The organism is Kribbella jiaozuonensis, assembly GCF_005233875.1.
Taxonomy (GTDB): domain Bacteria; phylum Actinomycetota; class Actinomycetes; order Propionibacteriales; family Kribbellaceae; genus Kribbella; species Kribbella jiaozuonensis.
The window spans coordinates 355,632-371,836 of the sequence record NZ_SZPZ01000007.1 but is presented as its reverse complement, the minus strand read 5'-3'; the positions used below and the strand labels follow the sequence as shown (position 1 = coordinate 371,836).

The following is a 16,205-nucleotide window of genomic DNA, read 5'->3' as shown; positions in this document are numbered from 1 at the left end:
CTCAGCATGAGAACGCGTGCAGTGGTGGTGGGCGTGGCGGTTCTGGCTGCCGTGGGGCTCGGGGCGTGTGCGCCGGAGGACAACTCGTCGTCGGGCTCCTCGACACCGTCCGGGGCGGATGCCTGTGCGAAGGACAAGCTGGCCGTCAAGACGGCCGGCACGTTGACGGTCGGGACCGACAAACCGGCGTACGAACCGTGGTTCAGCAACAACGACCCGAGCAACGGCAAGGGGTACGAGTCGGCCGTTACCTACGCCTTGGCGAAGAAGCTCGGGTTCGAGCAGGCGAACGTGAAGTGGCTGACCGTGCAGTTCAACACCGCCTTCGCGCCCGGCACGAAGGCGTTCGACCTCGACGTGAACCAGGTGTCGATCTCGGAGGACCGGCGCAAGGCCGTCGACTTCTCGTCCGGGTACTACGACGTCCGGCAGACCGTGATCACGACCGCGGGCAGCAAGATCGCCAACGCCAAGTCGGTCGCCGACCTGATGGATGCGAAGCTCGGCGCCCAGGTCGGTACGACGAGTTACACCGCCCTGCGCGACCAGGTGAAGCCGAAGCAGACGCCGGCCGTGTTCGACACCAACGACCTGGCCGTGCAGGCGCTGAAGAACAAGCAGATCGACGGCATCGTGGTCGACCTGCCGACGGCGTTCTACATGACCGGAGCGCAGCTCGACGACGGCAAGATCGTCGGTCAGCTGCCGTCGACCGGGACCACCGAGCAGTTCGGATTCGTGCTCGAGAAGGGCTCGAAGCTGACCGGCTGCGTCAGCCAGGCGGTCGATGCACTCAAGTCGGACGGCACCCTGGCCAACCTGCAGAAGCAGTACCTGACCGAGTCCGGCGCTCCAGAACTGTCGTGACCGACTGGCAGCCCTCGGCGCTTCAGCTCGAACGGATCGCGTACCGGCGTAGGCGGGCCCGGCGATCGACCCTGATCGCCCTGGTCAGCTCGGTGGTGCTGCTCGCGCTGGTTGCCGTGGGCATCGGTTCCACGCCGGGCTGGCCGCGGGTCCGGGACACGTTCTTCGACTTCCACCGCGGCTGGGAAGCGCTGCCGGTCGTTGCCCAGGGCCTCTGGTTGAACATCCGGGTGATGCTGATCTGCGCCGTACTGATCGTGATCTTCGGCATGACGCTGGCGATCATGCGCACGTTGCGCGGCCCGATCTTCTTTCCGTTGCGGGTGTTCGCGGCCGCCTACACGGATGTGTTCCGCGGCCTTCCTCTGCTGTTGGTGATCTTCCTGCTCGGCTTCGGCGTACCGGCTCTGCAGTTGCGCGGGCTGCCGAACCAGGCGGTGATCTGGGGTGGGGCGGCGCTCGTCCTGACCTACTCGTCGTACGTCGCCGAGGTGTTCCGGGCCGGTATCGAATCGGTGCATCCGTCCCAGCGAGCGGCGGCGCGGTCGCTCGGGCTGACCTATCGCCAGACACTGCGCTTCGTCGTACTCCCACAGGCTGTACGCCGGGTGATGCCGCCGTTGCTCAACGACTTCGTCAGCCTGCAGAAGGATTCCGGCCTGATCGCCGTACTCGGTGTCATCGACGCGATCCGCGCCGCCCAGCTTGAGACGGCCGAGGACTTCAACTTCACGCCGTACGTCGTGGCCGGTCTGCTGTTCGTTGCCCTGACAATCCCGCTGACCCGACTGACCGACTACGTCGCCCGCCGACAGGGCTGGTACGGCGGAGGAGGTGGTCTGGTGTGAGCCTGCTGTCGTTGCGCGGAGTACGGAAGGTGTACGGCGAGAACGTCGTACTGGACAGATTCGATCTGGATGTGGACGCGGGGGAGTGCGTCGTACTGATCGGCGCCTCGGGATCCGGGAAGTCGACGTTGTTGCGGTGTGTGAACCTGCTCGAGACGGTCGACGACGGCGTGGTCGAGCTGGGCGGGGTGGACATCACGGATCCGCGGGTCGACGCCGACAAGGTGCGGTCGGGGATCGGGATCGTGTTCCAGGCGTACAACCTGTTTCCGCATCTGAGCGTGCTCGACAACATCACGCTCGCCCCGATCCGGGTGCACGGCGTACGGCGGGAGGTCGCCCGGGCACGGGCAATCGAGATGTTGGAACGGGTCGGGCTCGCGGACAAGGCCGCGGCCAAGCCGGACGAGCTGTCCGGCGGTCAGCAGCAGCGGGCGGCGATCGCGCGCGCGATGGTGAACTCGCCCCAGCTGATGCTGCTCGACGAGGTCACATCGGCGCTCGATCCCGAGCTTGTCGGTGAGGTGCTGGACCTGCTCCGCGAGCTCAAGTCCGAAGGCATGACGATGCTCGTCTGCACGCACGAAATGGCCTTCGCCCGCGACGTCGCCGACCGGGTCTGCTTCCTCCACCACGGCCGTCCGCTCGAGGTCGGCCCACCCGCCCAGGTCCTGGACGCACCCCGCGAGGCGCGGACCAGGGAGTTCCTGAGCCGGGTCACCGGGACGACAGGTAGGTGAGGACGGCGATCACGCGGCGGTTGTCGTCCTCGGACGGGGGCAGGTCGAGCTTCGCGAAGATGTTGTTGGTGTGCTTGCTGACCGCCTTCTCGGTGACGAAGAGCGCGCTCGCGATCGCGGCGTTCGAGCGTCCTTCGGCCATCAGGCCCAGGACCTCGGACTCGCGTGGCGTGAGCCGGCCGATCGGTTCGTCGCGGGTGTTGCGGGCGAGCAGCTGACCGATCACGTCCGGGTCCATCGCCGTACCGCCGGCGGCAACCCGCCGTACGGCGTCGAGGAACTCGGCCACGTTCGACACGCGGTCCTTCAGCAGGTAGCCGACGCCGCCGCCACCGCCGGTGAGGAGCTCACGCGCGTACAGCTGCTCGACGTACTGCGAGAGCACCAGGATCGGCAGGCCGGGGACCTGGCTGCGGGCTTCGATCGCTGCCTTCAGGCCCTCGTCGGTGAACGTCGGGGGCAGCCGGACGTCGACCACGGCAACGTCCGGCCGGTGCTCCACGAGTGCGGGCACCAGCCGGGGTCCGTTGTCGACCGCCTCCACGACCTCGAAGTCGTGCGCCTCCAGCAGGCGGATCAGGCCGTCCCGGAGGAGGGCGTGGTCTTCAGCGATGAGGACTCGCAAGGCAGCTCCATGATCACGGTGGTCGGCCCGGCGCTCGGGCTCACCACGGTCAACGTACCGTCGAAGGCGGCCAGCCGCCGCTCGATACCGTACAGACCCCCTCCGGGCCTGACCACGGCACCGCCGATGCCGTCGTCGCCGACGATCATGTGCAGCTTCTCGTCCTCATGGGTGATCTGGATCCACGCGGTGGTCGCGGCGGAGTACTTGACCGCGTTCGCGAGGCATTCGGCGACCGCGAAGTACGCCGCGGACTCGACCGGCGCGGGCGGGCGACCGGGTACGTCGTACGTCACGTCGACCTTGAACGGGCAGGACATCGCCAGCGCCCTGACCGCACCGTCCAGTCCGCGGTCGGCCAGCACCGGCGGGTGGATCCCGCGGACCAGGTCGCGCAGCTCGGACAGCGCCGTACTCGCCGACTGGCGGGCTTCGGTGAGCAGGGCGGCGGCCTGGGCCGGGTCGCGGGCGACCATCTCCTCGGCCATCCCGAGGTTCATGCTCAGCGCGGCCAGGCGGGCCTGGGCGCCGTCGTGCAGGTCACGCTCGATCCGGCGCAGCTCGGCCGCCTGGGTGTCGACGGTCTCGGCGCGGGACTCGGCCAGCTCGCGGACCCGCATCGCCAGCTTCGCGCTCTCGGTCGGGCCGAGCAGCGAGCGGGCCAGGAACGCGTTCGCCTTCAGCAGCCGCTCGCCGGCGGCCTGCCAGATCAGGAACGCGATCAGCGCGACCGGCATCAGCAGGAAGCTGGTCCAGAAGTTCACGGTCAGCAGCCCGCCGAACGGCTCGGTGAACACGCCCTCCGGCGTCACGCCGACCAGCAGCGGGTAGACCAGGTAGAACAGCGTGGCCAGGAACAGCACGGCGCTCAGCAGACACAGGGTGAAGCCGAGTACGGCGTTCACGAGCAGCCAGATGATGTCCCGCCAGGTCTGCGGGTCGGTCAGGATGGTCCGCAGCCGCATCAGCATGCCGGGCATCGGCGGCTTCTTGTACGGCCGCGGGATCCGCTCGCCGAGGAAGCCGGCCAGGATCGTGCGGTGGCAGTTCGCGAACCACCGGGCGGCCGGTACGACCACCAGCAGCAGCGGGATCCCGACCCAGACCGCGATCAGCGGGACGGAAACCACGCTGAGCACGAACAGGGCGATCCCCAGCTCGGCCAGGATCGCCAGGAACAGCGCGATCCACGGCTGGGCGAGCTTGGGATACCGCATCGGCGGTGCTTCGGTGGTCACGACGGTGCTCATGCCTCCATCATGACTCAGCGTGTGCTCAGGCGCGGTGGAGTTAACTCCCCTCTGGCCGGAGGCCTGCCACCCCCCGGCATCTGGGTAGTAGCGCTCATGTTTTCCGCGGTGCCGAGGATGAGGCTGGATGCATGACAGCGACAGTGACCCCACCTGGGACCAAGGGCAGCGATTTCTCGCCACTGCTGCGGGAGATCAAGGCCGCCGGACTGCTGGAGCGCCGTACGGCGGCGTACGCGATGGCGATCGGGATCAACGTGGCCCTGATGGCCCTGACCTGGGCGGCGATCGCCGCGGTCGGCGCCTCGTGGTGGGTGGTGCTGCTCGCGCTCCCGCTGGGGATCCTGACCACCCGGGCGGCGTTCTTCGGGCACGACGCCGGTCACCAGCAGATCGCCAGCTCGCGCAAGCTGCACGACTGGATCGGGATGCTGCACGGCAACGTTGTACTCGGGATGAGCTACGCGTGGTGGAACGACAAGCACAACCGCCACCACGCCAACCCGAACCACACCGACAAGGACCCGGACGTCGGCGAGGGCGTGTTCGTCTGGACGCTCCAGCAGGCCGAGGGCCGCAAGGGGCTGGAGGGCTGGCTGACCCGCAACCAGGCTCGCGTCTTCTTCCCGCTGCTCACGCTGGAGGGCTTCAACCTCAAGGTGTCGAGCATCCGCTTCCTGCTGGCGCGTCGCCGTACGCATCGGCTCGAGCTGGGGCTGATGGCCGCGCATGTGGTGCTGTACCTGACCGCGCTGTTCCTGATCATGTCGCCGGCGCAGGCGCTGGTGTTCGCGCTGGTGCACCACATGGTGTTCGGGCTGCACCTCGGCAGCGTGTTCGCGCCGAACCACAAGGGCATGGAGATGCCCGACGACGACAGCAACTGGTGCCACCTCGAGAAGCAGGTGCTGACGTCCCGCAACGTCAACGGCAGTCTGGTCACCGACTGGATGATGGGCGGACTCAACTACCAGATCGAGCACCACCTCTTCCCGAGCATGCCGCGGGCCAACCTCCGGTTCGCCCAGCCGATCGTGCGGGCGTACTGCGAACGCGTCGGAATGCCCTATATTTCAACGGGTTTGATCGATTCGTACCGAATGGGGTTGCGCCATATGCACGAGGTCGGCGAGGAACTTCGTGCCAATGCTTAGCAATCGCTAGGAACCTCTAGGCGACTCAGTCGCAGGTGGGCTACGGTCTGGCTTCTCGGGGCCGCCCACCTTCGTGAGGAGACCTTCATGACCGACAGATCCGGTCTGAGTCGCCGTGGATTGCTGATCGCCGGCGTTGCCGCCGCCACTGCCGTTCCTGTTGCGCCCGCGTGGGGTGCTGACGATCTTCGGCCGGGGGCGGTGACCCGGCCGAAGCTGGACAAGTACGACCGGCAGATCGTGTCGGGCCTGTCCTCCGAGCGTGCGCTGCAGCACCTACAGGTGTTGTCGGAGCGCATCGGTCCGCGCATCGGCGGTACTGCGAGCGAGAAGCGCGCGGCCGACTACATCGCGGGACAACTCGACAAGTTCGGCTACCGCACCAAGCTTGAACCGTTCCCGGTGGCGGACAAGTTCCTTGCCCAGATCACCGATGTCCGCGGCATGTTGCCGGACGACCTGTGCTGGCAGGCCGGCGCTGCTCCCGGCGGCAAGCTGGACGTCACCGTCGAAGGACCGGTGCGCGACGTCGGTCCTGCTACTGCGCCGGTCTGGCCGGCTGATGTCGCGGGCTCGATCGTGATCGCCGATGACACCGCGGCGGCTCGGCCCGCGTTTGTCGCGGATGCGGCCGCGCGAGGTGCGGTCGGGGTGATTCTGCTGCCTGCTGATCAGGTGTATCCGCGCCGGGCGTCGGCGTTCTCGCCGAGTGGTCTGACCAGTGCACCGATCCCGGTCATCGGTGTCGCTCAGGTGCAGAAGCGGTTGATCCGCGAGGCGCTTGCAGTCGTCACCGCCTTGCCTTTGCGGATCAGTACGGCTGCACACCGTGGCCTGATATCGAACAACGTGATCGGCGAGCGCCGCGGGAAGTCCGGCGGGCCGATCGTGATGGTGAGCGGTCACTACGACTCGGTGATCGGAGCGCCCGGCGCGAACGACGACGGGTCGGGCACCGTGCTCACGATGGAGCTGGCGCGGGTCTTCGCGCGGATTCCTACTGATGCCACATTGCGGTTCGCTTTGTGGGGCTCGGAGGAGCAGGGGCTGATCGGCTCGCGGTACCACGTCGCGCAGCTCGCCCAAGATCAGCGAGACCGGTATAGGGCCGTCTTCCAGAACGACATGGTCGCGACGAGTTGGGATCCGGCCGTCACGTACTGGCTGCTGTCGTTCACCGGGCTCGCGAACACCGCGACCGATGCGGTGCGGGCAGCCGGTCAGCGGCTCGGGTACGACGCGCAGCTGGTCGGACCAGTCGAACGTGGCGCGTCCGACCACCAGTCGTTCCAGGAGGTCGGGATCGCCGCGGCCAACTTCTCCTGGCGGGGCGAGCTCGCGCCGTCGTACCTCGAACCGCCGTACCACTCGCCGGAGGACACGATCGCGAAGAACGTGAGTCTCGAGCGGCTGCAGGTCTCGATGGAGCTGATCGGGTGTGCGGCGTACGCGGTGGCGCGGGCCTCGTCGTAAGGGTGAGCTAGGTCATACGACTAGCCTTGAGGGGTTATGTCGCGCAGAAGGCCTTCCAAGTGGCAGCGGCCGGTCAGTGACCGGCCGCTCCTCGGTGGTACCCAGAGTCGTGAGGCCAAGGCCGACGGCGAGTGGAACGTACGGCGCGTGTCCGGGTCCGCCTCCGCCAAGTCGTACCGCTGCCCGGGCTGCGACCAGCAGATCCTGCCGGCCACCCCGCATGTCGTCGTGTGGCCGGAGAACCCCAGCCTGCTCGGTGCGATCGGCGGCGCCCAGTCTCTCGACGAGCGGCGCCATTGGCATACCGCGTGCTGGCAACGGAGCCGTTGAAAGGTGTCTGTCTGTATGAAGCTTCCGGTCACGTCGTACGGCGACGCCGGTACGCCGGTCGTCGTGATGCACGGGCTGTTCGGCTCGGGTCGGAACTGGATGACGGCCGCGCGCCGGCTCGCCGACAAGCACCGGGTGTTCGCGTTCGACCTGCGCAACCACGGGACCTCGCCGCACGTCGACACGATGAGCTACCCGGAGATGGCCGCCGACGTCCGCGAGACGATCGAGTCGCTCGGGGTCGGACCGGTCGCGCTGGTCGGTCACTCGATGGGTGGCAAGACCGCGATGCTGACCGCTCTGCAGTATCCGGAGGTGGTCTCGCGTCTCGTTGTGGTTGATGCAGCTCCGGTCGTGTATCCGCCGGCCTTCGTCGAGTATGCGCAGGCGATGCGGAACGCCGATCTGTCGTCGGTGAGTCGTCGGGCCGAGGTGGACGCGCAGTTGGTGTCCGCCGTACCGACGCCGGGGACGCGCGCCTTCCTGCTGCAGAACCTCATCCTCGATGCTGACGGTGCGCGGTGGCGGCCGAACCTTCCGGTGATCGAGGCTGGTCTGCCGGCGATCTCGGGCTGGCCCGCGGAGGCGGCCGGACTGGTGTACGACGGGCCGACGCTGTTCATCTTCGGCGGGAAGTCCGACTACGTGCAGCAGGACCACCGCGAGACGATCGCCGCCTACTTCCCGCAGGTGCAGTACGCCGAGGTCCCCGAGGCCGGGCACTGGGTGCACGCCGAGCGGCTCGACGACTTCCTGGCAGCCCTCACGCCGTTCCTCGACTGACGTTGGTAAACGTTTGTCCGTAATCCATTGACCTCCGCCTGACATCATCGGTAAGTTTTCAACCCAGTTCCTGCAGGATCCATGATCTGGGGTTTGGTGGTGGCGGCGATGGTGGTCCGGACCGGCGCGCAGCGTCTGGCCGAGGACCGGGGGCTGGTGCCCGACGGGCGCCTGGGACTGATCACGAACTTCACCGGCGTACTGCCGGACCTCACGCCGACCTCGGTCGCGTTGCGTGCGGCCGGCATGCCGTTGACGGCGTTGTTCGGTCCCGAGCACGGCCTCCGCGGTACGGCGCAAGCTGGTGCGAGTGAAGGTGAAGGCGTCGATCCCGACACCGGCCTCTCGGTCTTCGACACTTATCTGCGGCACGGGCGGGAGCTCGACGACCTGTTCTCCGGTGTCGACGTGCTGCTCTTCGACATCCAGGACATCGGGACGCGGTTCTACACGTACGTCTGGACGATGTACGACTGCCAGCAGGCAGCCGCTCGGCTTGGTATGCCATTTGTCGTCCTCGACCGGCCGAACCCGCTCGGGGGCGTGCGGGTCGAGGGACCGGTGCTACAGCCGGGGTTCGAGAGCTTCGTCGGCCGGGCGCCGATTCCGTTGCGACATGGGCTGACTGTTGGCGAGCTCGCGCGACAGTTGGGTGAGGCAACGGTCATCCCGGTCGACGGCTGGACGCCCGGGTCGTGGGGGACCGGTATGCCATGGGTGCCGCCGTCGCCGAACATGCCGACGCCGGAGACAGCTTTGGTATACCCCGGGACCGGCTTGTTCGAAGGCACGAACCTCAGCGAGGGCCGCGGTACGACGCGGCCGTTCGAGACGATCGGGGCGCCGTACGTCGACGATCGGCTGGTGCCGGCGCTGGCTGCGTGTGAGTTGCCGGGCGTGATCTTCCGGCGGACCTGGTTCGAGCCGGTGTTCAGCAAGTACGCCGGCCAGGCGGTGTCCGGCGTACAGCTTCATGTCGTCGATCGGGATGCGTTCGAGCCGGTGCGGACCGCGCTGGTGATGCTCCGGGTGCTGAACGAGCTGTACCCGGACGACTTCGGGATGCTGCCGTCGCTCGATCGGCTGTGGGGCTCGGACTCGCTGCGCAAGGCGCTCGAGGCCGGCGACGACCCGGTCGATCTCTTGCCCGCGGCAACGACGCCTTCCGGATGGGTACGACCTGGCGTGCTGCTCTACGAAGGGACTGCCCGATGACGTCGTCGGATGTGAAGATCCGCTCGTTCCAGGTCGGCGACGGACCGGCTCTCGCCGACACCTGGACCGCCGCGGCGCCGGCCGACCCGATCTCCTATCAGCGATTCCGCGACCTGTTCCTGCTCGATCGCAACTTCGACGCGGCCGGTCTGCAGGTGGCCGTGATGGATGATCAGATTGTCGGCGCTGCCTACGCGGTCCGGCGGCTGATCGCGGTCGACGCCGACGACCTCGAACCCACGGCCGGCTGGATCCCGTTCTTCTTCGTGCATCCGGAGTACCGCGGGCGCGGTGTCGGCCGCGCGTTGTTGTCGGCGGCAATGGATTGGCTGCGGTCGCACGGCAGGTCCGAGGTGTTCTTCTCGTCGTACACGCCGAGCTACTTCCTCCCCGGCCTCGACAGCGCTCGCTATCCGTCCGCGGCCCGGTTGCTGGCCGAGCTGAGCTTCGAGCGGCAGTACGACGCGGTCGCGATGGACCGCGGTCTGGTCGGGTATGCCATTCCGGACGAGGTCCGGAAGCGGATCGACGCCCTGACGGCCGAGGGCTACAGCTTTGGTATACCAACCGATGACGAGCTGACCGCGCTGATCACGATCGCCGGCGCGGAGTTCAACCCGGACTGGGCGCGCGCGATCCGCGAGGGCGTCGTGTCCGGTCTGCCATTGGAGCGCATTGTGGTGGCGCGTGACCCGGGCCGGGCGATCCTCGGCTGGGCGATGCACGGCACCTATGAAGGAGTGATCGACCGCTTCGGACCGTTCGGCGTACTGCCGAGCTCGCGCGGCACCGGGCTCGGGAAGGTGCTGCTGCACCTGACACTCGAGCGGATGGTTGCCGCCGGCGCCCACTCTGCCTGGTTCCTGTGGACCGGGGAGAAGTCCGCGGCCGGGCAGCTGTACCTGAAGACGGGGTTCGACATCACCCGCACGTTCACCATTCTCCGGGCGCCCCTGCGCCCGGCTGACTTTGAGGAGTGACATGCGCATTGCCAGAGGTTTGCGGCTTGCCGTTGTCCTGGGGCTCCTGGCTACGAGCGCCGCCTGCGGAGGTGGAAGCGACTCCGGCAGCGGCGACAAGGTCGAGCTGACGTTGCTGAGCCACTACAGCGACGGCCCGTCGAAGGACGGGCTGGACAAGATGATCGCCGAATGGAACAAGGACAACCCGAAGATCCAGGTGAAGGCGCAGGTGGTCAAGTTCGACGACCTGCTCACCACGATGACGGTCCGCCAGACCGGCGGTCGCGGCGCGGACATCGTCAGCGCGTACGGCCTGTGGGGCGGCCAGCTGATGAAGGCGAACGTCGTGGCGAAGGTGCCGGACGACATCGCCACCAAGATCAAGGCGGAGTACAGCCCGGCCGCGCTCGGCGCGGTCACCACCGGCGACACGCTCCTCGGCTACCCGACCGAGCTGAACACGTACGTGCTCTTCTACAACAAGAAGATCCTCGCCGCGGCCGGCATCACCAAGCCGCCAACCACCTGGGCCGAGCTCGCCGACGCCGCGAAGAAGACGGTCAAGCGTGATGCCAAGGGCAACATCCAGGTCGAGGGCCTGAGCCTGATCCAGGACGGCGACAACAAGTCCGTGCACCCGTTCCTGTCGCTGCTCGACTCGGCCGGCGGCAAGTTCCTCGGCCCCGACGGCACGCCGCAGTTCGACAACGACCAGGGCAAGGCGGCGCTGAAGTTCGAGGGTGATCTGGCCGCCGCGAAGGCGTCGAACACCTCGATCTCGCCGACCAAGCAGTTCCGCAGCGGCGGCGTCGCGATGGCGATCCAGGCCGGCTGGTGGATCGGCAGCCTCAAGACCCAGATGAAGGACAAGTACGGCTCGGACGTCGGCGTGACCGCGATCCCCGGACCGACGCCGGGTAGCAAGGGCTCGCTGGCGTACGGGTTCTTCATGGGCGTGAACCAGCGCAGCAAGCACGCGGACGAGGCGTGGAAGTTCCTGACCTGGATGAACGAGCACAAGGCGCAGGGCGGCAGCGTGACCGAGACCGGCAAGTGGCTCGCCGACCAGGGCCTGATCCCGCCGCGGACGGCGGACCAGGCGGAGTACAAGAAGTCGTTGTCCGACCCGAACCTGGCGCCGATCTACGACGCGGCGACGTACGCGATGGCGGAGCCGAACCAGCCGGGTGCCTACGAGGCGAAGACCGCGCTGCACAACGCGATCATGACGGTGCTTGCTGATGGCAAGAATCCGGACGATGCGCTGGCGCAGGCGGCGAAGGCCGTCAAGCCGCAATGACCACCGCGGTCGGTCGGGTCGGCGCTGACGGCATGGCTGCCACGCCGGCCCGGCGGGTCGGCAGGCTGCATCGCGAGGGGCTCGCGGCGTACCTGTTCCTGTCGCCGGCGTTGCTGTTCTTCTGCGTGTTCCTGATCCTGCCGTTCATCTTCGCGATCGTGCTGGCGTTCTCGGACTGGGGCGGGTTCGACCTCAGTACGTTGAAGTGGGCCGGGTTCTCGAACTTCGGCGACGTGCTGAGCTTCGACGGGACGTTCGTCAAGCCGATCCTGGTCAACACGTTGCTGTTCGCGTTCGGATCGGTGTTCCTGGCAACGTTCGGCTCGGTGCTGGTTGCCTACTGCATCGACCGGTTGTCGTTCCAGGGGTTCTGGCGGGTGCTCTACTTCTTGCCGGTCGTTGCCACGGTGGTTGCGATCGGCAACGTGTGGAAGATGATGTACCAGCCGGCCGGCCTGATCAACGCAGTACTGAACAAGCTCGGGGTGAACAGCGTCGGGTTCCTGTCCGATTCGTCGTACGCGCTGCCGTCGGTCACCGTCGTCCACGCCTGGGCGTCGATCGGCGGCGCCGTACTGATCCTGACCGCCGGCCTGAAGGCGATCCCGGAGATGTACTACGAGGCCGCCGAGGTGGACGGGGCGAACTCGTGGCACATGTTCTGGTCGATCACGTTGCCGTTGCTGCGGCCGGCGTTGCTGTTCGTGCTGATCACGCAGTTCATCGGCGGGCTCCAGTCGTTCGCGCTGATCATCGTGATGACCGGTGACGGCGGGCCGGTGAACGCGACCAACGTGGCGGCGTTCGAGATGTACCAGCGGGCGTTCAAGTTCGGCGCCTGGGGGACGGCCAGCGCGATGGCGATGGTGCTGTTCGTGATCATCCTGGCGATCACCTTGCTGCAGCTGTGGATCGCCCGGCGGCGCGGAGAGGAGACCTCGTGAAGCGGCGCGGCAAGTTCCCATGGTTCGCGTACCTGGTGGTGATCCTCGGCGGGGTGGCGATGGTGATGCCGTTCCTCGACATGGTGATGAGCTCGTTCAAGGGTCCAGGGGAGTACGGCGTGATTCCGTACAAGCTCCTCCCTGAGTCGTTCAACCTGGACAACTATCGCGAGGCGTTCTCGCAGCTGGAGCTGCTCCGGCTGTTCCGCAACAGCGTCATCGTCACCGTGAGCGTGACGGTGTCTGTGCTGGTGACGTCGTCGATGGCCGGCTACGCGCTCGCGAAGCTGCGGTTCCGCGGCCGGGCGGTGATCTTCCGGTTCATCCTCGCGACGATGATGCTGCCGCCGTTCCTGCTGCTGATCCCGACGTTCCTGATCATGCTGAACTGGCCGCTTGCCGGCGGCAACGACATCCTCGGGCGCGGCGGGGACGGCGGGCTGACGACGAGTCTGATCGCGCTGATCCTGCCGTTCGCAGTGAGCGGTTTCGGCATCTTCCTGATGCGGCAGTTCATGGTGTCGCTGCCGGACGAGATGCTCGAGGCGGCCAAGATCGACGGGGCGAACCAGTGGCAGACCTGGCGGCTGATCGTGCTGCCGCAGACCAAGCCGGTGGCGATCACGCTCGGGCTGATCACGTTCATCGGCACCTGGAACGAGTACATCTGGACGCTGCTGATCTCGTCCTCGGACCCCGACCTGCAGACGTTGCCGGTCGGCATCCAGTTGTTGCAGAGCTTCCTCGACCCGGACCGCACGATGCCGATCGTGATGGCCGGACTGGTGATCAGCACACTGCCGGTGCTGGTCGTGTTCCTGCTGTTCCAGAAGTACTACGTGCGCGGCGTCGTACTCAGTGGCCTGAAATGAGGAGACGGTTGTGACCCTTGTGAACAGAACGGTGCTCGCCATCGGGGCGCACATCGGCGACATGGACCTGACCGCGGGGCCGACGCTGGCCAAGCTGATCATGGAAGGCGCGTCGGCCACGATCGTCGCGCTGACGCCGGGCGAACGCGGTCACCCGCGGCTGACGCCGACGGAGTACAAGAAGCAGAAGATCGCCGAGGGTACGGCGTTCGCGGACGCGATCGGCGCGGATTTCGTGGTGTTCGACCAGAGCGACGGGTTCCTTGGCGCGACCGACGACGTAGCGCTGGAGCTGGCCCGGATCATCCGCGAGAAGCAGCCCGACACGATCATCGCCCACTGGACACACTCCATCCACAGCGACCACGAGAACGCCGCCGCCCTGTCGGAACGCGCCCGCTTCCTGGCCGGGCTACCGATCGATCCGACCGACGACTTCGCGACGCCGTACCCCGACCTGGTCGCCAAGCTCGCCGCCCTCCCGCGACACGGCGTACGCAGCTTCCTGCACGCCGAGAACTGGGAGGACATGGAGGGCTTCACGCCGTCCCTCTACGTCCCCATCCCCGACGAGGCCTTCTACCGCTGGGTCTCCGCCATCCGCCACCAGGCCTTCGCCCGCGGCGAAACCTACGGCTTCCGCTACATCGACTACTACACCGCCCTGATGACCACCCGAGGCTGCCTCGCCTCCTACCCCCGAGCCTGCGCCTTCCACACCAATCAGACCCCGGAGGTCACCAAACTCGCCGGTCCGTAGATCTCGCGGTGCGGTCGACGGCGTGCAGGAAGTACGGTCGTAGGCGGTTCTGTCGGCTATGGATGGAGTGGGCGTGGCTGAGGTTCGGTTGGTTGTGCAGGCGGATGATTTCGGGATGTTGCATGCCGTGAACGTCGGGACGGTGGAGGCGTTTCGGGACGGGATCGTCACGCAGGTGTCGACGATGGCGGCATGTCCTTGGTTTACCGAGGCGGCGGCATTGGCTCGGGAGTTCGGGATTCCGCTGGGCGTGCATCAGACGTTGACGTGTGAGTGGGACTTCTTGCGGTGGCGGCCGTTGACGTCCGGGACGTCGTTGGTGGGGGAGGACGGGACCTTCCTGCGGTCGGTGGCTGAGGCGCAGGCGTCGGTGACTTATGAGGACTCGGTGGCCGAGTTGAACGCTCAGGTCGCGAAGTTCGCGGCGGAGGGGCTGGCGATCGAGTACCTCGACGTACACATGGGTCAGTCGGCGACGCCCGCGGCGTACGACGAGGTGTCTCGCGCGGCGGGCAAGCCGTTCATCTATGGGGCGGTGGAGTCGCAGCGGTTCGCGTCGATCGAGACGTTGAGCGATCGGGACGCGGACGTGAAGCGGGCGTGGCTGCTCGAGTACCTCGACAAGCTCACGCCGGGAGTGCATCTGCTCGTGACGCACTGCGCGGCGGCGGAGCCTGAGCTCGGCGCGCTGCACAAGCCTGGGTCCTACACGTATCGCTGGGCCGAGGAGTACCGGCTGTCCGACCAGGAACTCGTCACCGATCCCGAGATCCGCAAGGCAATCGAGGAACGCGGCATCGAGCTCACAACGGTCGCCGCCGCCTTCTCGTGATCAGCGCGGGCCGGCTGCTGCTGCGGCCGTTCACGATGGCGGATGTCTCGTGGGTGTACGACGTGTCGCAGGATCCGCTGCTGCAGCAGTACGTCGGCGTGCCATCGCCGTACCTGACGGAGCACGCGGAGTACTTCGTCGAGCACCTCGCCATCGGGAATCCGCAGCGGGTCGAGTTCGTCGTCGAGGAGGCCGGTGAGCGGCTCGCGCGTGTCGGGCTCGGCCTGCGCGGAGACGGTACTGCGGAGGTCGGCTACTGGACTGCCCCGGCCGCACGTGGCCGGGGCGTCGCGCCGGCAGCGGTGCGGGCCGTCTGTCGGTGGGCCTTCGAGACGCAGGGCCTGGAGCTCATCGAGTGGCGTGCGGAGATCGGGAATCACGCGTCGCGTCGCGTTGCGGAGAAGGCCGGCTTCGTGATGGAGGGACAGCTGCGCAAGCGACTGGTGCATCGCGGGCGGCGGGTCGATGCGTGGATCGGTTCACTGCTCAAGGGCGAACTCGGTACTGCGGAGAGCCCCGGGCGGTGAGCCGGTGGCTGCCTTGATGTGGCGGGTCAGGTGGCTGACGGAGTGGTAGCCGGTGAGGTCCGCGATCGCTTGCAGCGGGAGCGTCGAGTTCCGGATGTGCGAGAGCGCGTGGCGTAGGCGTACCGCTTGGAGTGCGGCTTGCGGGCTCGTACCGCGGAGGCGGGTGAAGGCGGCGCGCAGGCCGGACTGAGAGATGCCCAGGTCGGCGGCGACGGTGGCGATTCGGAGGCCGCTGGCGAAGCGTTCCTCGAAGATGCGTTCTGCTTCGATGACTAGTTGCTCAGCCGGGGTTGTGGGCGGGGCTGCGGCTGCGCGCCTCAGGCGGAGGTCGAGCTCGGAGAGCAGGAGCGCGCGGAGGTCGTCGTTGTTCTCGCGTACGAGGGCGTCGAAGACCCGGCCGAGCGTGTGGTCGGCGTCGTCGTAGCAGAGTCGGGGCCAGGGGTGGGTCGTTGCCGCGTCGACCTGGAGGAAGCGGTTGGCGTACCCGGTGCGGCTCTGTTCGGCGTGCCAGGTGCTCGGCGGAGTCAGCAGTACGGTGCCGGGCGTCGCGGCGTACGTCTCCTCGCCGACGGGACAGGTGATGCGGCCGCGAACGTAGTACACGAGCTCCCACGACGTGTGCGCGTGCAGCGGGTAGTCCTTGCCGGGCGCTGCCGTGTGTACGCCGGCGCCGAGCAGCCGTAGCGATTTGTGCATAAGCCCTGTCGCCTTCTGCATTGTTTC

The 16,205-nt window shown here is 67.3% G+C and carries 18 protein-coding genes; 15 read left to right on the top strand and 3 right to left on the bottom strand.

Features of this window, described 5'->3' with window-relative positions:
* Positions 1–6: 6 nt before the first annotated feature.
* The 3 genes from FDA38_RS40270 to FDA38_RS40260 are packed head-to-tail and all read left to right on the top strand — an operon-like array spanning position 7 to position 2,455.
* A complete protein-coding gene (locus FDA38_RS40270; RefSeq protein ID WP_137259448.1) occupies positions 7–867 on the top strand; it encodes an ABC transporter substrate-binding protein in 861 nt (286 codons plus the stop codon).
* Positions 864–1,715, top strand: a complete 852-nt coding sequence (locus FDA38_RS40265; RefSeq protein WP_170990028.1) for an amino acid ABC transporter permease — start codon at positions 864–866, stop codon at positions 1,713–1,715. The genes FDA38_RS40270 and FDA38_RS40265 overlap by 4 nt, the downstream gene beginning before the upstream one ends.
* Positions 1,712–2,455, top strand: coding sequence for an amino acid ABC transporter ATP-binding protein (locus FDA38_RS40260; protein ID WP_137259447.1), 744 nt, complete (start codon positions 1,712–1,714; stop codon positions 2,453–2,455). The genes FDA38_RS40265 and FDA38_RS40260 overlap by 4 nt, the downstream gene beginning before the upstream one ends.
* Here the strand turns inward: FDA38_RS40260 and FDA38_RS40255 are convergent.
* Together FDA38_RS40255 and FDA38_RS40250 are read right to left on the bottom strand one after the other, a co-directional pair.
* Positions 2,433–3,080, bottom strand: a complete 648-nt coding sequence (locus FDA38_RS40255) for a response regulator (RefSeq protein ID WP_137259446.1) — start codon at positions 3,078–3,080, stop codon at positions 2,433–2,435. The two genes, FDA38_RS40260 and FDA38_RS40255, sit on opposite strands and share 23 nt — an antisense overlap.
* A complete protein-coding gene (locus tag FDA38_RS40250) occupies positions 3,032–4,330 on the bottom strand; it encodes a sensor histidine kinase (protein WP_137259445.1) in 1,299 nt (432 codons plus the stop codon). Before FDA38_RS40250 ends, FDA38_RS40255 begins: the two co-directional genes overlap by 49 nt.
* A 131-nt stretch (positions 4,331–4,461) precedes the next feature.
* Here FDA38_RS40250 and FDA38_RS40245 point away from each other — a divergent pair, with 131 nt between their 5' ends.
* From FDA38_RS40245 to FDA38_RS40190, 12 genes are all read left to right on the top strand, one after another.
* Positions 4,462–5,484 carry a fatty acid desaturase family protein gene (locus FDA38_RS40245; protein WP_137259444.1) on the top strand — a complete coding sequence of 341 codons (1,023 nt, stop codon included), beginning with the start codon at positions 4,462–4,464 and terminating at the stop codon, positions 5,482–5,484.
* An 87-nt stretch (positions 5,485–5,571) separates the two neighbouring features.
* Entirely contained in the window at positions 5,572–6,957 is a 1,386-nt protein-coding gene (locus tag FDA38_RS40240) for a M28 family peptidase (protein ID WP_137259443.1), read from the top strand.
* Between the two features lie 36 nt (positions 6,958–6,993).
* Positions 6,994–7,287, top strand: a complete 294-nt coding sequence (locus FDA38_RS40235; RefSeq protein ID WP_137259442.1) for a hypothetical protein — start codon at positions 6,994–6,996, stop codon at positions 7,285–7,287.
* Between the two features lie 15 nt (positions 7,288–7,302).
* Positions 7,303–8,070 (top strand): alpha/beta fold hydrolase, encoded by a 768-nt coding sequence (locus FDA38_RS40230; protein ID WP_137259441.1) that lies wholly within the window; start codon positions 7,303–7,305, stop codon positions 8,068–8,070.
* An 81-nt stretch (positions 8,071–8,151) separates the two neighbouring features.
* Complete coding sequence (locus FDA38_RS40225; RefSeq protein ID WP_233715211.1) at positions 8,152–9,285, top strand: exo-beta-N-acetylmuramidase NamZ family protein; 1,134 nt, start codon at positions 8,152–8,154, stop codon at positions 9,283–9,285.
* The gene (locus FDA38_RS40220) at positions 9,282–10,265 is read left to right on the top strand and encodes a GNAT family N-acetyltransferase (protein WP_137259440.1); all 984 of its coding nucleotides are present in this window, start codon (positions 9,282–9,284) and stop codon (positions 10,263–10,265) included. The genes FDA38_RS40225 and FDA38_RS40220 overlap by 4 nt, the downstream gene beginning before the upstream one ends.
* Position 10,266: 1 nt before the next feature.
* Positions 10,267–11,547 carry an ABC transporter substrate-binding protein gene (locus FDA38_RS40215; RefSeq protein WP_233715210.1) on the top strand — a complete coding sequence of 427 codons (1,281 nt, stop codon included), beginning with the start codon at positions 10,267–10,269 and terminating at the stop codon, positions 11,545–11,547.
* Positions 11,544–12,491, top strand: coding sequence for a carbohydrate ABC transporter permease (locus tag FDA38_RS40210; protein ID WP_137259439.1), 948 nt, complete (start codon positions 11,544–11,546; stop codon positions 12,489–12,491). Before FDA38_RS40215 ends, FDA38_RS40210 begins: the two co-directional genes overlap by 4 nt.
* Positions 12,488–13,363: a carbohydrate ABC transporter permease gene (locus FDA38_RS40205; RefSeq protein WP_202878051.1), complete on the top strand. Its 876-nt coding sequence runs from the start codon at positions 12,488–12,490 to the stop codon at positions 13,361–13,363. Before FDA38_RS40210 ends, FDA38_RS40205 begins: the two co-directional genes overlap by 4 nt.
* Positions 13,364–13,373: 10 nt before the next feature.
* A complete protein-coding gene (locus FDA38_RS40200; RefSeq protein WP_233715209.1) occupies positions 13,374–14,123 on the top strand; it encodes a PIG-L deacetylase family protein in 750 nt (249 codons plus the stop codon).
* Positions 14,124–14,196: 73 nt separating this feature from the next.
* A complete protein-coding gene (locus FDA38_RS40195) occupies positions 14,197–14,955 on the top strand; it encodes a carbohydrate deacetylase (RefSeq protein ID WP_170990027.1) in 759 nt (252 codons plus the stop codon).
* Positions 14,952–15,482 (top strand): GNAT family N-acetyltransferase, encoded by a 531-nt coding sequence (locus FDA38_RS40190; RefSeq protein ID WP_137259437.1) that lies wholly within the window; start codon positions 14,952–14,954, stop codon positions 15,480–15,482. Before FDA38_RS40195 ends, FDA38_RS40190 begins: the two co-directional genes overlap by 4 nt.
* Here FDA38_RS40190 and FDA38_RS40185 read toward each other — a convergent pair.
* Positions 15,435–16,178 (bottom strand): AraC family transcriptional regulator, encoded by a 744-nt coding sequence (locus tag FDA38_RS40185; protein WP_170990026.1) that lies wholly within the window; start codon positions 16,176–16,178, stop codon positions 15,435–15,437. The two genes, FDA38_RS40190 and FDA38_RS40185, sit on opposite strands and share 48 nt — an antisense overlap.
* Positions 16,179–16,205: the final 27 nt, after the last annotated feature.

Bases quoted from the DNA above. Each gene is read 5' to 3' on its own strand.
- FDA38_RS40270 (WP_137259448.1), top strand. From the start codon at position 7: ATGAGAACGCGTGCAGTGGTGGTGGGCGTGGCGGTTCTGGCTGCCGTG.
- FDA38_RS40250 (WP_137259445.1), bottom strand. From the start codon at position 4,330: ATGAGCACCGTCGTGACCACCGAAGCACCGCCGATGCGGTATCCCAAG.
- FDA38_RS40245 (WP_137259444.1), top strand. From the start codon at position 4,462: ATGACAGCGACAGTGACCCCACCTGGGACCAAGGGCAGCGATTTCTCG.
- FDA38_RS40240 (WP_137259443.1), top strand. From the start codon at position 5,572: ATGACCGACAGATCCGGTCTGAGTCGCCGTGGATTGCTGATCGCCGGC.
- FDA38_RS40235 (WP_137259442.1), top strand. From the start codon at position 6,994: ATGTCGCGCAGAAGGCCTTCCAAGTGGCAGCGGCCGGTCAGTGACCGG.
- FDA38_RS40230 (WP_137259441.1), top strand. From the start codon at position 7,303: ATGAAGCTTCCGGTCACGTCGTACGGCGACGCCGGTACGCCGGTCGTC.
- FDA38_RS40225 (WP_233715211.1), top strand. From the start codon at position 8,152: ATGATCTGGGGTTTGGTGGTGGCGGCGATGGTGGTCCGGACCGGCGCG.
- FDA38_RS40220 (WP_137259440.1), top strand. From the start codon at position 9,282: ATGACGTCGTCGGATGTGAAGATCCGCTCGTTCCAGGTCGGCGACGGA.
- FDA38_RS40215 (WP_233715210.1), top strand. From the start codon at position 10,267: ATGCGCATTGCCAGAGGTTTGCGGCTTGCCGTTGTCCTGGGGCTCCTG.
- FDA38_RS40210 (WP_137259439.1), top strand. From the start codon at position 11,544: ATGACCACCGCGGTCGGTCGGGTCGGCGCTGACGGCATGGCTGCCACG.
- FDA38_RS40185 (WP_170990026.1), bottom strand. From the start codon at position 16,178: ATGCACAAATCGCTACGGCTGCTCGGCGCCGGCGTACACACGGCAGCG.